The following is a 20,801-nucleotide window of genomic DNA, read 5'->3' as shown; positions in this document are numbered from 1 at the left end:
GGGGGAGCCGACGACCAACACCGCTCAGATAGCCGGTGTCAGCGTCACATCCTTGCCATTGACGCCGACGGTGACGACGCCGGGCGCATTGTCAGGCAGGGCGATGCGCAGGGTCGCGCCGGGCAGGATGTAGCCCGCCAGACCCGGTTTCACCATGCGTTGTTGTCCGCCCATGCCGACGCGCAGGTCGGTGAGGCGCGCATGGACTGCGCCTGTATTGTGGATTTCGACGGCCTGTTCATCGGCGGTGGCACGATAGGTCGGCACCAGCCGGGGGCTGAGCGTTGCGACGTCGGCGGCATAGACGAACAGGGGAATCGAATAGCGCATCTGGACGGCAAGCCCCGCCGATGCTTCGCCGCCGCCGGTCTGCGCGGCCTGCGGCAGTTCATCGACGATCAGGCGGTAGGATTTTTCGGGTGCGCCATCGGGCGATGTGGCGGCGCGGCGGAACAGGCGGACCAGCTGGCGCTTGCCCGGTTCGACCGTGGCGATCGGCGGACTGGCGACGACATCGTCCTGCGGATTGAGCTGATCTTCCCCGCTACGCTGCGCCCAGTCGAAGGAACGGACCTGCAAGGTGACAGGCTTGTCACCCTTGTTTTCCAGCCACAGGCCAGTGGTTTGTTCGCCCGGTTTGAGCACCGGATCGACGGGCCAGATGACGACGGTCGATGCCAATGCGGGGGTCGCCAGCGCCAGGGTGGTCAACAAGGGGATCAGGATCAAACGGGACAGGGAGAACATGGGACTTGGCCTTCCGGCTGGCTCACCAGCTGAGCGTGATGCGAACCGTGTCGCTGTAAGCGCCCGCCGCCATGGCGCCGGACAGGGTGGCCACACCCCGGATGGGCAGAACCCGCCGGGTCGCGCCGCTGCCAAAGACGAGCGCGATGGATTGGGTGGTCCATGGCGTGGCGCTGCCATCGGCGAACAGTTGATAGGGGATGGTCGAGACGGACGAGCCGTTCAGGCCGAGCGCGCGGACGCCCGCCACCCCGCGCACGCCGTTGTCGGCGCTGATCGTGGCGCTCATATTGGGCGTGCAGTCGATCTGGATCCCTGCGACGCCCCCCGACAGCAGATCCGCAGTGACGGTGCCGCGTGCCACGCCCGATACAGTGCCCAGATCGATGCTGCCCCATTGTCCGTTGCTATTGGTGGCAACGATGCAGCCCTGAACGATGTCGGCGCTGACCTGAAACGCTTTGGTCGTTTCGGCCAGCGCTGACATGGGCGTCAGCGCGAAGCCGAGGGACAGTGCGAGGAGACCGCGTTGCATCGCCCTTACCAGCTCAGCGTGACCTGCACCGTGTCGGTATAGGCGCCTGCAGGCAGGACCAGACCGCCTGAATTGACGCGGGCGTAGATCGGCACGGTGATCGCCGCCGTGGTGGCGGTGCCAAGAGGAAGCTGCTGGCCGATGGTGATTTCGGTGGTGCGGCCCGCGTCGGAGAAGAGGCGATAGGCGACCGTGGTGCCATTCGACGCCATATGGCGTGCGCCCGCCGCGTCGTTGGCACCCGCGCCGATCAGCAGGACCGGCGTGGCATTGGGCGAACATTGCACCTGCAACGCGCCAAGCGTGCCGACAAGCTGGCCATCGACATTGCCGAAGATACCCGGCTGGTCAGGGAAATTGATGGAACCGAGCGAACCGAAGTTGGATTGCACGCTGGCCGCGCCGTTGACGACGCAGGCATTCGTGACGTTAAGCAACAGGCCGATCGTGCCTGAACTGCTGTCGGCATAGGCAGGGGCGGTGAAGGCGGCGCAGGCGATTGCTGCAGCCAGCGCGAACCGACGGCGGGAGGACTTGAACAGGTGGGACATCGTGGCAGCTCCTTTGAACGTGGAGACCACCAATGCTCTTCAGGTAAATGAAACCTTACGAGCGCAACCGTAACTGGCTGGTTTAAGACCAGAGTCTAACACGCGTCGTTGGTTTCGGTTCCACGACTAATTTCCGCGATGGCGATTCGCGCGGTGCGGCGGGCTTCTTTCTGCGCATCCTTGCCGCCCTGTTCCGACAATATCAGCCAGCTTTCACTGACCGCTGCAAAGCCCAGTGTGCCCGCGACCCCGGCGATGCGATGCGCATGACCTGCGTCTTCGCCCCGATCGAGTGACGCCAGCGCGGTTTCCAGTTCGCCACGCAGGCGGTCCACCATCGGCATGATCTGCGCCGCGCCGAACCGTTCGGCAAGCGCGCGGGCGCGGGCCATATCGTCCTGCGGCAACCATGCGGCGACGTGACTGTCGATAGAGGCGGGTGAAGCGGGGAACGGGAGTATGGCGTCGCAACCGGCGGGAACTGCCGCGTGCCCTGTGGCCGCACAGGCGAGGATCGGCATGGCGGCGCAGCGCCCTGCCCCCGACCGGATCGCCTGCGCCCATGCCGCCTGTTGGGGGGCGTCGGTCAGGATGATGAGGCTGGGCACGGCCTGTTCCAGCATGGCCGGGGCGCAGGCGAACTCGTTGATGACCATAACTTGTCTGCCCATAAGCGCGCGAGTCAGGGCGTCCAGAGCCGACGCATCGTCGCCGATGAGCAAAATCGCCGATGAAGTCACAAGCAACTCCCAGGAAATGTATGAGACATGAACCGGAACCATATTAGGGGTCGACAAGTCTTTATCATCTGTCACTATTGCATGTTAGCGATACCCGGCAAGTAACGGGCAAGCAAAGGGGATACGAGGCGATGCAGGCGCGTAACGTCCTGGTTGCAGACGACCACCCCCTCACGCGCGAGGGCCTGGGCCTTGCCGCTCGCGCCGCATTTCCCGGCATCGGCATCGACAATGCCGGATCGATCGAAGAAGCCGAAGCGGCGATCGCCCGGCGCGGCGATTACAGGCTGGCGTTGCTGGACCTTGGCCTGCCCGACGCGCACGGATTTTCCGGTTTCCTACGGCTGCAACATCGGCTGGGCCGCACCCCCATCGTCATCGTCACCGCCCATCGCGATCCCCGGCTGGTCGAAGCGGCGCGCGCGCTGGGCGCGGCAGGCTATCTGCTCAAATCCAGTTCGATCGACGAACTGAGCCAGGCCATTCGCAAAATCGCGGAAGGTACGGTGATCTTTCCGGCCATCGCCAATCATGACATGTCCGAAATCGCCAACGCGCGAAATCGGCTGGACGCCCTGTCGGGCGCGCAGATGCGGGTGTTGCTGGCGATGGCGGACGGGCGCAACAACAAGCAGATTGCGGGTGATCTGGTCATCAGCGAAGCCACGGTGAAGGCGCATCTGACCGCCATTTTCCGCAAGCTGCATGTCACCAACCGCACGCAGGCGTTGCTGGCGATGCAGCCCCTGTTCGGCGACACGGCACCCGACAGCGCACTATGATCGGTGCGCCATCCATGACGACGGGACGGCGGCGATTCCTGGCGATCGCTTTGCTCGTCCCCATCGTCCTGGCGGGCTTTGCCCTGTGGCTGGGCGCGGAGTTCAGTGCGACCGATCGGCTGACAAGTCATGCCAACGCTTCGTTCGACCGGGCGACGCGCGCGGCATCGCTGATCGCCCACGTCAGCGACGCGGAGGCCAGCCAGCGTGGCTTCGTCCTGACCGGCGACGAGCGGTTCCTGGCCCCCTATTTCCCCGCGCGGCGACAGGCAGAGGAGTCGCTGGCGAAGCTGGCAGGCCGGTTCGCCGACTCGCCGGATCAAAATGCGCGGCTTGAAACATTGTCAGCCGTCGTCAGCCGGAAGTTCCGCGAGATGGATGGCGTCATCGCGGAACGCAGGAACAAGGGTCTGGCCGCCGCCATCGCACGGGTCAAGGAAGGCGATGGGCGCAAGTTGATGGACATCATCCGCACCCGAGCGGAGGCGATGTTGATGACGGAGGAAGGCATTCGTGTCGCCCGCGTTGCGGCCTATAACCGCCACGCCGTGCAGATGCAGACGATCATCTGGATCGCCGTTGGCATCGTGAGCATGGTGCTGGCGGCCGGTATGTTCCTGCTCTGGCGTCAGCGGCTGTCGCGCCATCTGGCGCAGGTGGAAGCCTATGATTCGGCCGCTCGCAACCGGGCTATTCTGGACAGCACGATCGACGCACTGATTATCGTCAACCCCAGCGGGTCGATCGAGTCAGTCAATCCCGCCGCCGAACGCATGCTGGGCTATAGCGCCGGGGAGCTGGAGCGGCGCGACCTGTCCATCCTGCTGACGCTGGCCGACGGCAAGGGTACGTTTCACGAACGCATCGGCCTGATCGACGGAGTGCTGCGCGATCATTTCCTGCCCGATCGGGAAGTCCGGCACAAGGATGGGCACCAAGTCGCGGTGGACATCGCGATGGGCACGATGCGCGTACCCGGCGGCGATCATGTCATCGCGTCGCTGCGCGACATTTCGGCGCGGCGGCGGGCCGAGGCGCTGAAGGACGAGTTTATTTCCACCGTCAGTCACGAACTGCGCACCCCGTTGACGTCGGTGGTCGGTGCGCTGGGCCTGCTGCGTGGCGGGCAGGCAGGCGCATTGCCCGCAACAGCAACCCGGCTGATCGAGATTGCGGAAAATAACAGCCGCCGCCTGATCCGCCTGATCAACGACATGCTGGACATCGACCGTTTGCAGTCGGGACGGCTGCAGGTCGAGCGCGTGCCCATCGACCTGCGCCAGGTCGTCACCCGCGCGTGCGAAGGCAGCGAGGGGCTGGCGGGGGTCGCCCATGTGAGGATCGACGCGCTGGTGCCCGACGAGCCTGTCATGGTGTCGGGCGATGCCGAACGCCTGTTGCAGGTCGTCACCAACATCGTGTCCAACGCGATCCGGGCGGCCCCACCGGGCAGCGCGGTGACGATCGGCTGCTGGCTGGACGAAGAAGGCAGCAAGGCGCAAATCACGGTGGACGATGAAGGTCCGGGTGTACCGCACGGTTTTCGTGATCGCATCTTCGGCCGGTTCGAGCGGGCGGATGTGCAGGACGGCGTGGGCACGGGCCTGGGCCTGGCCATTTCGCAGGAGATCATGCATCGTCATGACGGGCGTATCTGGTTCGAGGACCGATCGCCCAAGGGCACCCGTTTCGCGTTCGAACTGGACGTCCTGCGCCCGGTGCCCGAACACGCAGCGGGCGGCGAATCCATCCTGATCTGCGAAAACGACCCCGACATGGTTGGCGTGCTGTGCGACATGGTATCCGCGATCGGCTTTACCGCCCATTGCGTGGGCAGCGCCGCGCAAGCGCGCGAGGCGCTGGAAAAGCACAGCTATTCGGCCTTGCTGCTGGACCTGAACCTGCCGGATGAAAACGGCCTGAACTTCGCCCACAGGCTGTATAGCGAAATCGGTTATTCAGTCATGCCAGTCATCATCGTGTCAGGACAGGCGCGCGAGGGACTGGCCCAGCCTATTCCCTTCGACATCGTCGAGTGGATCGAAAAACCCGTCGATCCACGACGACTGGAAAGCGCGATCGAACTGGCGCTGCGCCCGTCGAGCATCGCGCGCCCCACCATATTGCATCTGGACGATGATCGCGATGTGCTGGAAATCACAGCTGCCGCGCTGGGACCGACAGCCCGCGTCCTGCGTGCGTCGGACCTGGCGACGGCACGCGCGCTGATCCAGTCGGACATGCCCGACGTCGTGATATTGGACCTGCATCTGGCGCAGGGCAGCGGCCTCGACCTGCTGCCCATGCTGATCGACCATCATGGGCGGGCGATACCGACAATCCTTTATTCCGCGCATGATGTTGGTCCCGACGCCGCCCGCATGGTCGATGCCGTCCTCATCAAATCGCGCGGATCCTTTCCAGACCTGCGTGCGACGATCAGGCGCGTTCTCGATCGTCACGACACGGATCAGCCATGACACGGATCGATATTCTTTACGTTGACGATGACGACGATATTCGCACGATCGTCGAACTGGCTCTGGGCATAGACGGCGATGTCCGGGTCAGGGCAATGTCCACGGCGCAAGCCGCGCTGGACCTGCTGACTACATGGTCGCCAGATGTCATATTGCTCGACGTGATGATGCCAGGTATCGATGGCCCGACCATGCTGGCCAAGGTCAGGGAACGACCGCAACTGGCGCGTATTCCCGTTATCTTCATGACCGCCAAGGGCCGCGAGTCCGATGTGGAACGCTACCTAACGATGGGGGCGATCGGCGTCATACGCAAACCATTCGACCCGCTGCGTCTGGCCGGGGACATCCGCAATATTTTGGGCAATCCATGATGGCGACCGGGCGCATATGCCACGCCCGGTCGCATCGTTCGATCAGAGGATGGACTGGCCGGTCTTGGCCCAGTCGGCCATGAAACCAGCGATGCCCTTGTCAGTCAGCACATGGTTGAACAGCGATTTGATGACGGCGGGCGGCGCAGTCATCACGTCGGCACCGATGCGCGCGCTTTCCAGCACATGGATGGGGTGGCGGACGGAGGCGACGAGGATTTCGGTGTCGAAGCCATAATTGTCGTAGATCAGGCGAATGTCCTGAATGAGCGCCATGCCATCGAAGCCATTATCATCATGACGGCCGACGAAAGGCGAAATGAAGCTGGCCCCGGCCTTCGCCGCAAGCAGCGCCTGATTGGCGGAGAAGCAGAGGGTGACGTTGACCTGCGTCCCTTCGTCCGTCAGCGCCTTGCATGTTTTGAGGCCGTCGATCGTCAGGGGCACCTTGATGCAGACATTGTCGGCGATCTTGCGCAGGACTTCAGCTTCCCGCATCATCGTTTCATGGTCGAGTGCGATGACTTCGGCGGACACTGGCCCTTCGACCAGCCCGCAGATTTCAGCGACCACATCTACGAACTGACGGCCGGACTTGGCGATCAGCGACGGGTTGGTGGTGACGCCGTCGAGCAGGCCGGTGGCGGCAAGATCGCGGATTTCAGCGGTGTCGGCGGTGTCGACGAAGAATTTCATGGCTATGCCCTTTGCCCAAAAAAGTGATTCGTTGCCCGCGCCTATAGCGTCTTGCACCCCGCCTGTCCTACATGGAGGCACATGTCCCGCGCTCGTGTCCTCATCCTCAACGCCGCTTTAGGCCCGCTCGACTATCGCGTGCCGCATGGCATGAGCGTCCAGCCGGGCAGCATCGTCGTCGCGCCATTGGGGCCGCGCCAACTGGTCGGCGTGGTGTGGGAGGAGGCGAGCTTTCCCGACGTCGATACAGTCGGCGACAACCGGCTGCGCAATCTGGTGGAGGTGGTGGATGCCCCGCCCCTGCCCGCACCGTTGCGCCGCCTGATCGAATGGACGGCGGACTATTATCTCAGCCCGCCCGCCGCCGTGCTGCGCATGGCGCTGGCGTCGATGGCGGCGCTGGAGGGGGTGCGCACGGTCATCGAATATAAGGCGACCGGGGCCGTGCCGGAGCGCATGACCGAGCAGCGCGCGCAGGCGCTGGAGCGGATCGGCCAGCGGCAGGGGCTGATCCGCGAACTGGCGATGATCGGCGGGGTAAGCGACGCGGTGATCCGTGGCCTCATCAAGCAGGATATATTCGAGCCGGTGGAAGTCAGCGTCGATACGCCCTTTCCCATGCCCGATCCGGGTCATGCGCAGCCTGTCCTGTCGGAGGCACAGCAGGAGGCCGCAACCACGATGGCCGACGCGGTGCGGGCAAAGGACTTTGCGCCTTTCCTGCTGGACGGCGTTACGGGATCGGGCAAGACCGAGGTCTATTTCGAGGCGATTGCGGCGGCGATCCGCGACGACCGGCAAGTGCTGGTGCTGCTGCCCGAAATCGCGCTGACGGAGCCGTTTCTGGAGCGGTTCGAGGCGCGGTTCGGGACGATACCGGTCAACTGGCACAGCGGCCTGCGCCAGAGCGAGCGGCGGCGGGCGTGGCGCGCGATCGCGAGCGGGCAGGCGCAGGTGGTGGTTGGGGCGCGGTCGGCTTTGTTCCTGCCCTACCCGAACCTTGGCCTCATCGTCGTGGACGAAGCGCATGAGGCGAGTTTCAAGCAGGAGGACGGCGTCCATTATCATGCCCGCGACGTGGCGGTGATGCGCGGGTTGATCGAGAAATTCCCGGTCATTCTGGCGTCCGCCACCCCGGCGATCGAGACGCGGCATCAGGTGGAACTGGGCCGCTATGCGGAAATCAAGCTGCCGTCGCGCTATGGCGGGGCGGAAATGCCCGGAATCGAGGGCATCAACCTGCTGACCGATCCGCCCGAGCGGGGCCGCTGGATCGCGCCGCCACTGGTCGTGGCGATCGATGACGTGTTGGCCAAGGGGGAGCAGAGCCTGCTGTTTCTCAACCGGCGTGGTTATGCGCCGCTGACGCTGTGCCGCCATTGCGGATACCGGTTTCAGTGCCCCAATTGCACGGCGTGGATGGTCGAACATCGGCTGACGCATCGGCTGGCCTGTCACCATTGCGGCCATGTCGTCCCCGCGCCGCGCCGATGCCCGGAGTGCAAGGAGGAGGACAGCCTGGTCGCGTGCGGGCCGGGGGTCGAGCGGATCGCCGATGAGGTGAAGGCGCTGTGGCCGCAGGCGCGCACGGCGATCGCGACGTCCGATACGCTCAGTTCGCCAGCGCGCGTCGCCGATTTCGTCAAGTCGGTGGAAGCGGGCGACATCGACATCATCGTAGGGACGCAACTGGTCACCAAAGGCTATCATTTTCCCAATCTGACATTGGTGGGGGTGATCGACGCGGATCTGGGGCTGGAGGGAGGCGATCTGCGTGCGGCTGAGCGGACATTCCAGCAGATCGTGCAGGTCGCCGGGCGTGCGGGGCGCGGGGCCAAGCCGGGGCGGGTTTTCATCCAGACGCGGATGCCGGAAAGTGAAGTCATCAAGACGCTGATCGAGGGCGACACCGAGCGTTTCTATGCGGTCGAGACGGAGAACAGGCGGCGGGCCAATGCCCCGCCTTTCGGTCGATTCGCCGCGATCATCATTTCCAGCGAGAATGCGGACGAGGCGGCGCAGACCGCGCGGCTGATCGGCAAGTCCGCGCCCCTGATCGAGGGGATGCGCGTCTATGGCCCTGCGCCCGCGCCGCTGTCCGTCCTGCGCGGGCGGCACCGGCACCGCCTGCTGATCCACGCGACGCGCAGCGTGGACGTGCAGGCGGCGATCCGCGAATGGCTGGGCAATCTGGCGTGGAAATCGGGGACGCGCGTGGCTGTGGACGTCGATCCTTACAGCTTCATGTGATGGAGACGCCGTGCCGGAACCAGTGTGCGCTGGATGCAGCGCGCGCCTTTTGCACCGGATGCGGGCGGACGACCGACGAGATCGTGCATTGGCGCAGCATCGGTAATGATGCGCGCGCCGCCGTCATGGCGCGGGTGAAGGACTGGGTGCCTTTGCGGGGGCCTTAGCATCTAGGTCCGCCTTCATTTTAAGAGCGGCGGCGCGCAGATCCGAGGCGTGGGGCGAATAGGCGAGAGGGTCGAGCAGGATCGAGGCGGTCGCATAGTCGCCGCGTTCGGCCATCGCCTGCGCGAAGTTGATGCGATAATTGGGGCTTTGCGGCAACAGGGTGAACGCCTTGTAGAGACCGTCATAGCCGATGTCGGGCATCGTGCCGCCGCGCATTCTGTGATAGCGATAGAAAAGCGCCAGCGGCACCGGGTCTTCGGTGTCGGCGCGGTTCGCACGGACGATGGAGGTCAGCGCCGCCTTCCAATCCTCCGCCCTGTCGCTGCCCTGTGCGCGTTCCAGCAGGATCGAGGCGCGCACCGCATAAGCCCGCGCGGATTTGGGATCGATCGCGATCGCCCGGTCGGCATCGACCAGCGCGGCATCCTGCTGCTCGGCCGCCGCCTCGCTTTCCGCCAGCAGGGCGAGGACATAGGCGCTTGCGGAATATTGCGCGGTGGCTGCGCGGATCGCCGTTACGATGGCGGGCAAATCCTCCGTCCGAGGTCGGTTCATCAGGCGCAGTTCCGGCTCCATCACAGCGCCTTGTGCGGGATCGAGGGCGCTGACCGTGATAGGGTCCAGCTTCATTTCCCTGGGCGTCAGACGGGATGCCGACATCCTGTGCCGCATATAGACCTTGATGTCCTTTTCCAAACCCGCAAGGCCGCCCGCAAAATAGCTGTTGGGATCGATGTCTTTGACGCCGTTAGCGACGTCGGTGAGATAGCGCGCGATTTCCGGCTTCCGAGCCGGCGTATATCGGAAATAATGCGTCAGCAGCCATGCCGTGCCATAATAGCGATCGCCGTCCCGTCGGCTGAGACCGCCAGTGTCGCGCGCGAAAAGATTGGCCACCGGATAGGGCGAACCCAGCACGAGACCCGGCGCGCGGGCGAGCGGCGCATGGCCAAAATCGATCGACCCGTCCTTGTTGAATATGACGGTCGAGAAAAATTCGGCGAACCCCTCGACATACCATGCGGGATAGGCGGCGGGGAAATGGTGCAGCATGAAATGATGGGTATATTCGTGGAAGAGGATTTCCTCCGCCCCGAAATCGAACTTGCCGGTCTTGGCTTCGCGCGACAGCACGGCGAAGGCGGTGCGATCCGACGTGGTGTAGAAGCCGCCGATATTGGGATTGCGCGCCAGGTCGCGCACCTTCGCCTCGGTCGACAGGAGATAGACCTTTACCGGGCTGCCCTGTTCGGGATCGGTCACGCCGGTGACGGTGCGCAGCAGAAAGTCGAACTTTTCCAGCCGTTCGGCGAAGCTGCGCAATTTGGCGTCATTGCCTTCGCTATAGACGGTGAAGTGGCGGCTTTGCGCCTGCCACCAGGCCGCGTGCGCTGTTCCCGATAGCGCGAGCATCACGCCCGCCAGCACCGCTGTTCCAAACCGCATCGTCATCTGCCCCCCGATCATCCCCACGCCAGGTTTGGCAAAGCGCGGCGGGAAAGAAAAGGCGAAATCAGTCCATATTGTCCCGCCGTTCCTTCGCCAGCAGCGTCTGCTTTCGCTCTGGTCCCCAGGCATAACCGCCGATGCCGCCATCGCCGCGCACGACCCGATGGCAGGGGATGAGGATGGCCAGCGTGTTGCTGCCGCAGGCCGTGCCGGCTGCGCGCACGGCGCCCGGACGCCCGATCGCTGCTGCGATCTGGGCGTAGCTGCGGGTTTGCCCCGGAGGGATGGCGCGCAGGGCGGCCCAGACGGCTTGCTGGAACGCGGTGCCGCCAATGTCAGTGGGCAGGTCTGGCGTGGCGGTGGGATCATCCACCAGTGCGGCCACGGCGGTGGCGAGACGATCCAGCTCCGGGTCGGCGGGGCGCAGGTCGGCGTTGGGGAAGCGAGCGCGAAAGTCCTCCTCGCCTTCATCGAAGCTGATGCGGCACAGGCCGCGCGGGGTGGCCGCGACCAGCATCGGGCCAAGGCTTGTGTCGATCGTCCGCCAGCGGATCGTCACGCCCCTGCCCCCGTCCTGCCATGCGCTGGGCGTCATGCCCAACTGCGCGCGTGCATCGGCATAGGCGCGGCTGGGCGCGTTATAGCCCGCCGCGTAGATGGCGTCGGTGACGCTGCCCGGCTGCTCAAGCGCCAGCTTCAGGCGATCAGCGCGCAGAGCGCGGGCGTAGGCGGCAGGGGTGAGGCCGGTTTCCCGCTTGAACAGGCGATGGAAATGATGGGGGGCATAGCCGACATGGGCAGCTATGATGGCCAGCGCAGGCGGTTCTTCCGCGCCCTCTATCAGTGCGATCGCCAAGTCCACGGCGCGCCGGTCGCGGCCCACTTCGTCGGGACGGCAGCGCAGGCAGGCGCGGAAGCCCGCCGCGCGCGCCGCCGCGCCATCGGACAGGAAGCGCATATTATCCCGCAAGGGATGACGGGCGCCGCAGCTTGGCTTGCAATAGATGCCGGTGGTCACGACGCAACCGACGAACAGCCCATCCATCGCGCGGTCCCGGCGCAGGAACGCCGCCCAGCAGGTGTCGGCATCGGGCATTACTGGCAAAGCACTGGTCGGATCGGGGCGAGTCATCTGGTGCATGGATATGCGATAGATATGTTCGCGCCGCCATGCTTCCCGTTGCTTGCGTTCAAACGAGCATTTTGAACGGGAAGCGAAACATTTCCCGATTGCGCCGCGACAGGCTTCCAATATGTATGCGCGGGACATGGTCCCCTTTATCCGCCGCTTCGCCCTTCTGCTCGCGCTGCTTGCGCCAGCGTCGCTTCATGCCGAACAGCAGGACATCGCTGCGGCTGCGCGCGGGGTGGTGCGTGTCGCGCTGGTCGCGACCAATGGCAGCGACGCCTATTTCGTGGGGCATGGCAGCGGCATCGTCGTCGCGCCGGACAAGATATTGACCAATGCGCATGTCGTGGAACTGGCGCGCGAGGAAAAGAATCTGGTCATCGGCGTCATCCCTTCGGAAGGGCGCAAGACCTATGGCGGGCGAATCATCGCCTTTTCCCCCGGCAACGATCTGGCCCTGATCCAGTTGGAGGAAGGGTCGATGCCGGTATCGACATTTTACGCAGGCTCAGTCGCGGACGGGCAGCATGTCACGGCCATCGGCTATCCCGGCACGGTCGATCGTGCGCAGGGGCTGAGCCTCAAGCAACTGGTCGAGCCGCTGGCGACGGTGAAGACCAGCGGCAACATATCCGCCGGGCGATCCGGCCAGAGTTTCGACACGCTGCTGCATACCGCGCCGCTGGCCGCCGGAAACAGCGGCGGGCCGTTGATCGACGATTGCGGCCGGGTGCTGGGCGTCAACAGCTTTGGGTCGGTGTCGGACGGCAATGACGCGGAGTTCGGCTTTGCGGTATCGTGGCGCGAGGTTGCGTCCTTCCTGCGGCAGGCGGGCGTATCCTCGCTCCATACCGTCGTCCCGTGCCGGTCGATGGCCGACGCCGATTCGGCCGAAGCGGCGATTACCCAGCGTGAGGCGCAGGCGAGCGACCAGAAAAGCCGGGCGAGCGACGCGGCGCGCGGAGAGGCGCTGGCCCGCGCCCGCGACACGGCGGAACGCGACGTGATTTCGGCGCGCGAAAACGCGATGGCAGGAGCCGCCGTGCTGCTGGCGCTGGCGGTGCTGGGTTTGGGCGCGGGGGGCCTGTTCTACAGCCAGGGGCGTGAAAAACATGCGACGTGGTTCCTGGGGGGCGGCGGCGTGCTGCTGTTCGGTGCGCTTGGCCTTTTCTTCTTCAAGCCCAGTTTTTCCAGCATCGACGAACGGATCGCCGTAGCGCAGGATCAGGGCGTGGTGGGCAATGGCGCGTTCGCCTGGGCAGGCGACAACATCTGCAAGATCGACCTCAATCGCAGCCGGTTGACCGTGTCGCAGCCCCACGATGTCGCCTTCAAATGGGCGGAAGGTGGCTGCGTCAATGGCGACACGCAATATGTCGCATCAGGCACGACATGGCAGCGCACGCATGTCCCCACCGAGGGCAATTATGTGTCCGACAGCAGTTTCGATCCTGCGACCGGCCTGCTGCGTGTCCAGCGCTGGCTGCCCGATGGCGATACGATGGACAAGCTGCGCGCGCTGATCGCGGACAAGCCCTTGCCTGCGTGCGGCGGCGGCGCGGACGCTCTGGCGCGTATCGCGGCGCTGCGGTCGGACGTGACAGCGCTGGTCCCGGCCCAGCCCAACGAGCGGATCATCTATCATTGCCAGAAGGGACGGCTCGCCCCGGTCGATCCTGCGCCATAGGCAATTCGGGCGCGACAGAAAAACGCAGGCAAATAGCCGCGCTTCGATAGTATCCACCGAATCGCGCACCATGACTTGCATAGTCATAATCGCGCTGCTAACCGGCCCGACAACAGGGGGACGGCGTAACTGCCCCCCTCTCTTTGCATGACCTGCGAATTTCAAGTGGAGGACGGTAAGCGCGTGGAGACTACCGGCGGTATTCAAGCTAGCCTCAGCGGCCGCTATGCGGTGGCGCTGTTCGATCTGGCCCGCGACGCGAACGCACTCGACACGGTGGCCGACAGCCTGACCGGGTTGAAGGCCGCTATCGTCCAATCCCCTGATTTCAAGGGGCTTATCAACAGTCCCGTGTTGAGCCGGGACACAGCAGGCAAGACGATCGCCGCTGTCGCATCCTCCATGGGGATCGACGGACTGACGACGAAATTCCTGGGCGTGCTGGCGCACAACCGCCGCCTGGACCAATTGCCCGCCGTCATCCGCGCTTATGAAACCCTGCTGTCGAATCACAAGGGCGAGGCCCGCGCCGACGTGACGAGCGCGCACCCCCTGTCGGCTACGCAGATCGACGCGCTGGCGACCAGCCTGAAGGCGCGCGTCGGCCGCAACGTCAAGGTCGATGCCAAGGTCGACCCCGCGATCCTGGGTGGGCTGGTCGTCAAGATCGGCAGCCAGATGATCGACAGCTCCATTCGTACCCGTTTGAATAGTCTCGCTATGGCGATGAAAGGCTGAACATGGATATCAACGCCGCAGAAATTTCGAAGGTCATCAAGGACCAGATCGCCAATTTCGGCACCGAAGCGCAGGTTAGCGAAATCGGTTCCGTTCTGACCGTGGGTGACGGCATTGCCCGCGTCCATGGCCTCGACAACGTCCAGGCGGGCGAAATGGTCGAGTTCGCCAATGGCGTGCAGGGCATGGCGCTCAACCTGGAAGCCGACAATGTCGGTGTCGTGATCTTCGGGTCCGACAGCGAGATCAAGGAAGGCGACACCGTCAAGCGCACCGGCACCATCGTCGACGTGCCCGTGGGCAAGGGCCTGCTGGGCCGCGTCGTGGACGGTCTGGGCAATCCCATCGACGGCAAGGGGCCGATCATTGCGGACCAGCGCATGCGCGTGGAAAAGAAGGCGCCGGGCATCATCCCGCGCACGTCGGTTCATGAGCCTGTGCAGACGGGCCTGAAGGCCATCGACACGCTGGTTCCCGTCGGCCGTGGCCAGCGCGAACTCATCATCGGCGATCGCCAGACCGGCAAGACCGCCGTTGCGATCGACACCTTCATCAACCAGAAGGCCGCAAATGCGGGCGATGACGAGAGCAAGAAGCTCTATTGCATCTATGTCGCGATCGGCCAGAAGCGTTCGACCGTCGCGCAGATCGTCAAGCAGCTCGAAGAAAATGGCGCGATGGAATATTCGATCGTCGTCGCCGCGACCGCTTCCGAGCCTGCTCCGCTTCAGTATCTCGCGCCTTACACCGGCGTGACCATGGGCGAATATTTCCGCGACAACGGCATGCACGCTGTCATCGTCTATGACGATCTGTCCAAGCAGGCCGTGGCCTATCGCCAGATGTCGCTGCTGCTGCGTCGTCCTCCAGGCCGCGAAGCCTATCCCGGCGACGTTTTCTATCTGCACAGCCGCCTGCTGGAGCGTGCGGCCAAGATGAACAAGGACAATGGCTCAGGTTCGCTGACCGCGCTGCCGATCATCGAAACTCAGGCGGGCGACGTGTCGGCCTACATCCCGACCAACGTGATTTCGATCACCGACGGCCAGATTTTCCTCGAAACCAACCTCTTCTATCAGGGTATCCGTCCGGCCATCAACGTGGGCCTGTCGGTGTCGCGCGTCGGTTCCGCCGCGCAGACCAAAGCGATGAAGAAGGTGTCCGGCTCGATCAAGCTGGAGCTGGCGCAGTATCGCGAAATGGCGGCCTTCGCCCAGTTCGGTTCGGACCTCGACGCGTCGACGCAGAAGCTGCTGAACCGTGGCGCACGTCTGACCGAGCTGCTCAAGCAGGCGCAATTCTCGCCCCTGCCATTCGAAGAGCAGACCGCGTCGATCTTTGCTGGCACCAACGGCTATCTGGACACGATCGCGGTCAGCGACGTGAACCGCTACGAAGAACTGATGCTCGCCTATCTGCGGCACGATCACCCCGAAGTGCTGACCGCGATCCGCGACAGCAAGGATCTGGGCGACGATGCCAAGGGCAAGCTGAAGGCCGCGCTCGACAGCTTCGGCAAGACGTTCGCCTGATTTGACGAAGGCCGCCGGGCGACTGGCGGCCTCCCTACACTGAATTCGGGATTGAGATGGCAAGCCTCAAGGAACTGAAGATCCGGATCGGGTCGGTCAAATCGACCCAGAAGATCACCAAGGCGAAGCAGATGGTCGCCGCAGCGAAACTGCGCAAGGCGCAGGCCGCTGCGGAAGCCGCGCGTCCCTATTCCACGCGCCTGGAGGCGGTCGTCGCGTCGCTCGCGTCGAAGATTGCGGGCGGTTCGGGCGAAGGCGCATCGCCGCTGCTCGCTGGCACCGGCAAGGATGACGTGCATCTGCTGGTCGTCGCCAACTCCGACCGTGGTCTGGCAGGCGCGTTCAACGCAAACATCGTCAAGGCCGCGCGGCTCAAGGCGGACGAACTGCTCAAGCAGGGCAAGACCGTCAAATTCTACCTGATCGGTCGCAAGGGCCGTCCGGTCATCAACCGCATGTATCCCGGTGCGATCGTCGCGCAGTTCGATACGACTGGCGCCAAGCAGCCCGGTTACGATCAGGCGCAGGCCATCGCGCAGGAACTGAGCGAGATGTATCTGGACGGCAAGTTCGACGTCGCGCATCTCTTCTACTCGCGCTTCAAGTCGGCTCTGGCGCAGATCCCGACCGAACAGCAGATCATCCCGGTCAAAATCCCGGCCGATGCGGATCGCAACGCGATCCCCGCGACGGTCGAGTTCGAGCCGAGCGAAGAAGCGATCTTGGACGACCTGTTGCCGCGCAACATCGCGATACAGTTGTTCAAGGCGCTGCTGGAAAACAACGCATCCGAACAGGGCGCGTCGATGAACGCGATGGATAACGCCACGCGCAACGCGGGCGACCTGATCGGCAAGCTGACCATCCAGTATAACCGCAGCCGTCAGGCCGCGATCACGACCGAACTGGTCGAAATCATTTCGGGCGCGGAAGCGCTCTAAAGCATACGCAGGCAAGGAAGCAGTCATGGCAACAACCAACAATGTAGGCCGCATCTCGCAGGTCATCGGCGCCGTCGTCGACGTGACCTTCCCCGATGCGCTCCCGTCCATTCTTTCGGCGCTGGAAACCAGCAATAACGGCCAGCGGCTGGTGCTGGAAGTCGCCCAGCATCTGGGTGAAAACACCGTCCGCACCATCGCGATGGATTCGACCGAAGGCCTGACGCGCGGTCAGGAAGTGACCGACACTGGCGCGCAGATCAGCGTCCCCGTCGGCCCCGCGACGCTGGGTCGCATCCTGAACGTCGTTGGCGAGCCGATCGACGAGCGTGGCCCGGTGCTGACCGACATGCGTTCGCCCATCCATGCCAAGGCGCCCGAGTTCATCGACCAGTCGACCGAGAGCGCCATTCTGGTCACGGGCATCAAGGTCATCGACCTTCTGGCCCCCTACGCCAAGGGCGGCAAGATCGGCCTGTTCGGCGGCGCGGGCGTGGGCAAGACGGTTCTCATTCAGGAACTGATCAACAACATCGCCAAGGGCCATGGCGGCACGTCGGTGTTCGCAGGCGTGGGTGAGCGCACCCGCGAAGGCAATGATCTCTATCACGAGTTTCTGGACGCAGGCGTCATCGCCAAGGATGCCGACGGCAATGCGATCAGCGAAGGATCGAAGGTTGCGCTGGTCTATGGCCAGATGAACGAGCCTCCAGGTGCGCGCGCCCGCGTCGCCCTGTCGGGCCTGACCATCGCTGAATATTTCCGCGACGTCGAAAATCAGGACGTGCTGTTCTTCGTCGACAACATCTTCCGCTTTACGCAGGCGGGCGCGGAAGTGTCCGCTCTGCTGGGCCGTATTCCTTCGGCCGTGGGCTATCAGCCGACGCTGGCGACCGACATGGGTCAGTTGCAGGAGCGCATCACGTCCACCAACAAGGGGTCGATCACCTCGATCCAGGCCGTCTATGTGCCTGCGGACGATTTGACCGATCCGGCGCCTGCCACGTCCTTTGCGCATCTGGACGCGACGACCAACCTCAACCGCGCGATTTCGGAACTGGGCATCTATCCTGCGGTCGATCCGCTCGATTCGACCAGCCGCATGCTGACCGCCCGCACCGTGGGGCAGGAACATTATGACACCGCCCGCGCGGTTCAGTCGATCCTCCAGAAGTATAAGTCGTTGCAGGACATCATCGCCATTCTGGGCATGGATGAGCTGAGCGAAGAGGATAAGCTGACCGTCGCGCGCGCGCGCAAGATTCAGAAGTTCCTGTCGCAGCCGTTCCACGTCGCCGAAGTCTTCACCGGCATCAGCGGCAAGTTCGTCCAGATCGAGGATACGGTGAAGTCGTTCAAGGCCGTGGTCGATGGCGAATATGACCATCTGCCCGAAAACGCCTTCTACATGGTCGGCGGCATCGACGAGGCCATCGAAAAGGCCAAGAAGCTGGCAGCCGAAGCGGCTTAAAGCGTCTTATCCAACCCTCTCCCGCTTTCGTGGGAGAGGGTTGGGTGAGGGTCTGTTTTCATTTCTGTAAGTGCAGGAAGGAAGACCCTCACCGACTTCGACTAGGCAGCACGCTGCCAAGCCTTCGTAGCCTCTCCCGCAAACGCGGGAGAGGGCAAGAGGATTGAAAAATGGCACTGCATTTTGAACTCGTGACCCCGGAAAAGCTCGTCCGTTCGGTCGATGTATGGCAGGTCGTGGTGCCTGGCGCCGATGGTGATTTCGGCGTGCTGGAGGGCCATGCGCCGTTCATGTCCACGGTACGCGATGGCGCGCTTCAGATTATCGCCAGCGCTGGCGCACCCCCCGAAATCATTCAGGTCGAGGGCGGTTTTGCCGAAGTGAATGAAAAGGGCCTGACGGTCCTGGCGGAAAAGGCGGGCTGATCGTGTTCAATCGAGGCGGCCCGGTCAGATCCCGCCTTATTGCTTGTGATAGCTAAAACCGGGGGCGCTTTTTGCGCCCCTTTTTCTTTGGCGTGAATGACGGATCGCTTTGCTGCTGCTCCGCTTCGCGGGCATCGTAGCTTGTGGCTGGTGCATCGTCGCCTCCCGCGCATATCTTTCTATCGTATGATGCCTTGCAATGAATGCCAGCCTTCCGTTTATCATGATCCTTTACGGGCCGGTTAAGGCCGTGAGGCTGGCGCATCTGGCTTCTCGACTTCGCTCGAAGCGAACGGATGTGGCGTAAAGGCTTCAGACCCCCTCGCGCTGATCTCCCCGCCGCTCCAACTCGGGCAATCGAGGTCAGTAGCTCGGCGTTATAATGAGGTGCGCATCCCTATTGCAGGCGCAACGCGGTACCGCGATCATCCCATCCCAGCCCCCCATTGATGCATCTGCGCGCCATTAGGCTTTTATCAAAGTTTCCAGCCTATTCACCTTTATCGGACCCCTTTGACCGGCCGCCTTTGTGGCGCAATCGGTCGCGACATGCTGGCGGAGATATATGAGCGCCTTTGGACGGAAAAATGGACCTGCCGGCACGAAATCCGGCTTTGGCGTTGCCCGGCCGATGCACGGTGGGGGCAAGGAAGAACCGCGCGGGGGCGATCAGTTTCCCCCGATCGACCTTGCCGCCCTGCCCGGCGAAAGTGCGCCCGATACGCTGGCCGCGCCGACCAGCCAGTTGCAGCGCAACGCCGATGCGATGGCCCGCCTGTCGGATCGCGCCAATGCCGAACATGCGCCCGACGCCGGACCGCAGGGTTTCGAAGCCAGCGTCCACAAGATCAAGGAGCAGGTTCTTCCCCGCCTGCTGGAACGCGTCGATCCCGAAGCCGCCGCGACGCTGACCAAGGATGAACTGGCGGAGGAATTCCGCCCGATCATCATGGAAGTGCTGGCGGAATTGAAGCTGACGCTGAACCGGCGCGAACAGTTCGCGCTGGAAAAGGTGCTGGTCGATGAACTGCTGGGCCTTGGTCCGTTGGAGGAATTGCTGTCCGACCCGGATATCACCGACATCATGGTCAACGGCCCGGACCAGACCTATATCGAAAAAAAGGGCAAGCTGATCATCGCGCCCATCAAGTTCCGCGATGAAGAGCATCTGTTCCAGATCGCCCAGCGGATCGTCAGCAAGGTCGGTCGCCGCGTCGATCAAACCACGCCGCTGGCCGACGCCCGCCTGCCCGACGGCAGCCGCGTCAACGTGATCGTGCCGCCGCTGTCGCTGCGCGGGACGGCCATTTCCATTCGTAAATTTTCCGCCAAGCCGATCACCATCGACATGCTGGCCGGATGGGGCGCGATGTCGCCCAAGATGGCCACTGCGCTGAAGATTGCGGGCGCTTGCCGGTTCAACATCGTCATTTCGGGCGGCACCGGTTCGGGCAAGACGACGATGCTCAATGCCCTGTCCAAGATGATCGATCCGGGCGAGCGCGTGCTGACGATCGAGGATGCGGCCGAATTGCGCTTGCAACAGCCGCACTGGCTGCCGCTGGAAACGCGGCCCGCCAATCTGGAAGGCAATGGCGCGATCTCCATCGGCGATCTGGTCAAGAACGCCCTGCGTATGCGGCCGGATCGCATCATTCTGGGCGAAATTCGTGGCGCGGAATGTTTCGACCTGCTTGCGGCGATGAACACGGGCCATGACGGGTCCATGTGTACGCTCCATAGCAACAGCCCACGCGAGTGTCTGGGCCGTATGGAAAATATGATCCTGATGGGCGACATCAAAATTCCCAAGGAAGCGATTTCCAAGCAGATTGCCGATTCGGTCGACCTCATCATCCAGGTGAAGCGCCTGCGCGACGGGTCGCGTCGCGTGACCAATGTGACCGAAGTCATCGGCATGGAAGGCGACGTCATCGTCACCCAGGAACTTTTCAAGTTCGAATATCATGACGAGGACGACAGCGGAAAAATCGTCGGTGAATATCGCTCCATGGGCCTGCGTCCCTATACGCTGGACAAGGCGCGGATGTTCGGGTTCGACCAGCCGTTTCTGGAAGCATGCCTGTAAAATAAAGCGCGGCGAGG

19 protein-coding genes are annotated in these 20,801 nt (G+C 63.6%); 12 read left to right on the top strand and 7 right to left on the bottom strand.

All coding sequences use genetic code 11. The features are described 5' to 3' along the window. Window positions 1–24 precede the first annotated feature (24 nt). The 4 genes from WA070_RS15775 to WA070_RS15760 form a co-directional block, all read right to left on the bottom strand. A complete protein-coding gene (locus WA070_RS15775) occupies window positions 25–747 on the bottom strand; it encodes a molecular chaperone (RefSeq protein ID WP_422634867.1) in 723 nt (240 codons plus the stop codon). Window positions 748–769: 22 nt separating this feature from the next. After that, on the bottom strand, window positions 770–1,282 hold the full coding sequence (locus WA070_RS15770; protein ID WP_422634866.1) for a spore coat protein U domain-containing protein: 513 nt from the start codon (window positions 1,280–1,282) through the stop codon (window positions 770–772). A gap of 5 nt (window positions 1,283–1,287) precedes the next feature. Beyond that, on the bottom strand, window positions 1,288–1,833 hold the full coding sequence (locus WA070_RS15765) for a spore coat U domain-containing protein (protein WP_422634865.1): 546 nt from the start codon (window positions 1,831–1,833) through the stop codon (window positions 1,288–1,290). Between the two features lie 95 nt (window positions 1,834–1,928). Further along, entirely contained in the window at window positions 1,929–2,573 is a 645-nt protein-coding gene (locus tag WA070_RS15760) for a hypothetical protein (RefSeq protein ID WP_422634864.1), read from the bottom strand. Window positions 2,574–2,704: 131 nt separating this feature from the next. Here WA070_RS15760 and WA070_RS15755 point away from each other — a divergent pair, with 131 nt between their 5' ends. The 3 genes from WA070_RS15755 to WA070_RS15745 are packed head-to-tail and all read left to right on the top strand — an operon-like array spanning window position 2,705 to window position 6,209. Next, window positions 2,705–3,355, top strand: a complete 651-nt coding sequence (locus WA070_RS15755; protein WP_422634863.1) for a response regulator transcription factor — start codon at window positions 2,705–2,707, stop codon at window positions 3,353–3,355. Window positions 3,356–3,369: 14 nt separating this feature from the next. Continuing rightward, window positions 3,370–5,835 carry a CHASE3 domain-containing protein gene (locus tag WA070_RS15750; protein WP_422634862.1) on the top strand — a complete coding sequence of 822 codons (2,466 nt, stop codon included), beginning with the start codon at window positions 3,370–3,372 and terminating at the stop codon, window positions 5,833–5,835. Continuing rightward, a complete protein-coding gene (locus tag WA070_RS15745) occupies window positions 5,832–6,209 on the top strand; it encodes a response regulator (RefSeq protein ID WP_422634861.1) in 378 nt (125 codons plus the stop codon). Before WA070_RS15750 ends, WA070_RS15745 begins: the two co-directional genes overlap by 4 nt. Before the next feature lie 42 nt (window positions 6,210–6,251). Here WA070_RS15745 and fsa read toward each other — a convergent pair whose 3' ends face one another. Continuing rightward, the gene (fsa, locus tag WA070_RS15740; protein ID WP_422634860.1) at window positions 6,252–6,905 is read right to left on the bottom strand and encodes a fructose-6-phosphate aldolase; all 654 of its coding nucleotides are present in this window, start codon (window positions 6,903–6,905) and stop codon (window positions 6,252–6,254) included. 81 nt (window positions 6,906–6,986) lie between these two features. On the opposite strand from fsa, the gene WA070_RS15735 reads away from it, so the two are divergent. Both WA070_RS15735 and WA070_RS15730 read left to right on the top strand, forming a co-directional pair. Continuing rightward, window positions 6,987–9,155 (top strand): primosomal protein N', encoded by a 2,169-nt coding sequence (locus WA070_RS15735; RefSeq protein WP_422634859.1) that lies wholly within the window; start codon window positions 6,987–6,989, stop codon window positions 9,153–9,155. Then, window positions 9,083–9,322: a DUF1289 domain-containing protein gene (locus tag WA070_RS15730; protein WP_422634858.1), complete on the top strand. Its 240-nt coding sequence runs from the start codon at window positions 9,083–9,085 to the stop codon at window positions 9,320–9,322. The genes WA070_RS15735 and WA070_RS15730 overlap by 73 nt, the downstream gene beginning before the upstream one ends. Here WA070_RS15730 and WA070_RS15725 read toward each other — a convergent pair. Both WA070_RS15725 and ada read right to left on the bottom strand, forming a co-directional pair. Next, on the bottom strand, window positions 9,279–10,769 hold the full coding sequence (locus tag WA070_RS15725; RefSeq protein ID WP_422634923.1) for a hypothetical protein: 1,491 nt from the start codon (window positions 10,767–10,769) through the stop codon (window positions 9,279–9,281). The two genes, WA070_RS15730 and WA070_RS15725, sit on opposite strands and share 44 nt — an antisense overlap. Window positions 10,770–10,836: 67 nt before the next feature. Next, window positions 10,837–11,913: a bifunctional DNA-binding transcriptional regulator/O6-methylguanine-DNA methyltransferase Ada gene (ada, locus tag WA070_RS15720; protein WP_422634857.1), complete on the bottom strand. Its 1,077-nt coding sequence runs from the start codon at window positions 11,911–11,913 to the stop codon at window positions 10,837–10,839. Window positions 11,914–12,040: 127 nt separating this feature from the next. Here ada and WA070_RS15715 point away from each other — a divergent pair, with 127 nt between their 5' ends. The 7 genes from WA070_RS15715 to WA070_RS15685 all read left to right on the top strand — a co-directional run bounded on the left by WA070_RS15715 (window position 12,041) and on the right by WA070_RS15685 (window position 20,784). Next, the gene (locus WA070_RS15715; RefSeq protein ID WP_422634856.1) at window positions 12,041–13,588 is read left to right on the top strand and encodes a S1C family serine protease; all 1,548 of its coding nucleotides are present in this window, start codon (window positions 12,041–12,043) and stop codon (window positions 13,586–13,588) included. 183 nt (window positions 13,589–13,771) lie between these two features. After that, window positions 13,772–14,326, top strand: a complete 555-nt coding sequence (locus tag WA070_RS15710; protein ID WP_422634922.1) for a F0F1 ATP synthase subunit delta — start codon at window positions 13,772–13,774, stop codon at window positions 14,324–14,326. Window positions 14,327–14,328: 2 nt separating this feature from the next. Then, entirely contained in the window at window positions 14,329–15,858 is a 1,530-nt protein-coding gene (gene atpA / locus WA070_RS15705) for a F0F1 ATP synthase subunit alpha (protein WP_422634855.1), read from the top strand. A 56-nt stretch (window positions 15,859–15,914) separates the two neighbouring features. Next, window positions 15,915–16,799 carry a F0F1 ATP synthase subunit gamma gene (locus tag WA070_RS15700; RefSeq protein ID WP_422634854.1) on the top strand — a complete coding sequence of 295 codons (885 nt, stop codon included), beginning with the start codon at window positions 15,915–15,917 and terminating at the stop codon, window positions 16,797–16,799. A gap of 25 nt (window positions 16,800–16,824) precedes the next feature. Then, window positions 16,825–18,270 carry a F0F1 ATP synthase subunit beta gene (gene atpD / locus WA070_RS15695; RefSeq protein ID WP_422634853.1) on the top strand — a complete coding sequence of 482 codons (1,446 nt, stop codon included), beginning with the start codon at window positions 16,825–16,827 and terminating at the stop codon, window positions 18,268–18,270. Between the two features lie 170 nt (window positions 18,271–18,440). Further along, entirely contained in the window at window positions 18,441–18,695 is a 255-nt protein-coding gene (locus WA070_RS15690) for an ATP synthase F1 subunit epsilon (RefSeq protein WP_422634852.1), read from the top strand. Between the two features lie 565 nt (window positions 18,696–19,260). Continuing rightward, the gene (locus WA070_RS15685; protein ID WP_422634851.1) at window positions 19,261–20,784 is read left to right on the top strand and encodes a CpaF family protein; all 1,524 of its coding nucleotides are present in this window, start codon (window positions 19,261–19,263) and stop codon (window positions 20,782–20,784) included. Window positions 20,785–20,801: the final 17 nt, after the last annotated feature.

The sequence above is a fragment of the Sphingobium sp. genome, assembly GCF_049304695.1.
Taxonomy (GTDB): Bacteria; Pseudomonadota; Alphaproteobacteria; order Sphingomonadales; family Sphingomonadaceae; genus Sphingobium.
The sequence above is the reverse complement of the archived record's forward strand: the minus strand, read 5'-3'. Positions and strand labels throughout refer to the sequence as shown.

Coding starts and splice junctions, on each gene's coding strand:
- WA070_RS15775 (WP_422634867.1), bottom strand. CDS start 747: ATGTTCTCCCTGTCCCGTTTGATCCTGATCCCCTTGTTGACCACCCTG.
- WA070_RS15770 (WP_422634866.1), bottom strand. CDS start 1,282: ATGCAACGCGGTCTCCTCGCACTGTCCCTCGGCTTCGCGCTGACGCCC.
- WA070_RS15765 (WP_422634865.1), bottom strand. CDS start 1,833: ATGTCCCACCTGTTCAAGTCCTCCCGCCGTCGGTTCGCGCTGGCTGCA.
- WA070_RS15755 (WP_422634863.1), top strand. CDS start 2,705: ATGCAGGCGCGTAACGTCCTGGTTGCAGACGACCACCCCCTCACGCGC.
- WA070_RS15750 (WP_422634862.1), top strand. CDS start 3,370: ATGACGACGGGACGGCGGCGATTCCTGGCGATCGCTTTGCTCGTCCCC.
- WA070_RS15745 (WP_422634861.1), top strand. CDS start 5,832: ATGACACGGATCGATATTCTTTACGTTGACGATGACGACGATATTCGC.
- fsa (WP_422634860.1), bottom strand. CDS start 6,905: ATGAAATTCTTCGTCGACACCGCCGACACCGCTGAAATCCGCGATCTT.
- WA070_RS15735 (WP_422634859.1), top strand. CDS start 6,987: ATGTCCCGCGCTCGTGTCCTCATCCTCAACGCCGCTTTAGGCCCGCTC.
- WA070_RS15730 (WP_422634858.1), top strand. CDS start 9,083: ATGGCTGGGCAATCTGGCGTGGAAATCGGGGACGCGCGTGGCTGTGGA.
- WA070_RS15725 (WP_422634923.1), bottom strand. CDS start 10,769: ATGCGGTTTGGAACAGCGGTGCTGGCGGGCGTGATGCTCGCGCTATCG.
- ada (WP_422634857.1), bottom strand. CDS start 11,913: ATGCACCAGATGACTCGCCCCGATCCGACCAGTGCTTTGCCAGTAATG.
- WA070_RS15715 (WP_422634856.1), top strand. CDS start 12,041: ATGGTCCCCTTTATCCGCCGCTTCGCCCTTCTGCTCGCGCTGCTTGCG.
- atpA (WP_422634855.1), top strand. CDS start 14,329: ATGGATATCAACGCCGCAGAAATTTCGAAGGTCATCAAGGACCAGATC.
- WA070_RS15700 (WP_422634854.1), top strand. CDS start 15,915: ATGGCAAGCCTCAAGGAACTGAAGATCCGGATCGGGTCGGTCAAATCG.
- atpD (WP_422634853.1), top strand. CDS start 16,825: ATGGCAACAACCAACAATGTAGGCCGCATCTCGCAGGTCATCGGCGCC.
- WA070_RS15690 (WP_422634852.1), top strand. CDS start 18,441: ATGGCACTGCATTTTGAACTCGTGACCCCGGAAAAGCTCGTCCGTTCG.
- WA070_RS15685 (WP_422634851.1), top strand. CDS start 19,261: ATGAGCGCCTTTGGACGGAAAAATGGACCTGCCGGCACGAAATCCGGC.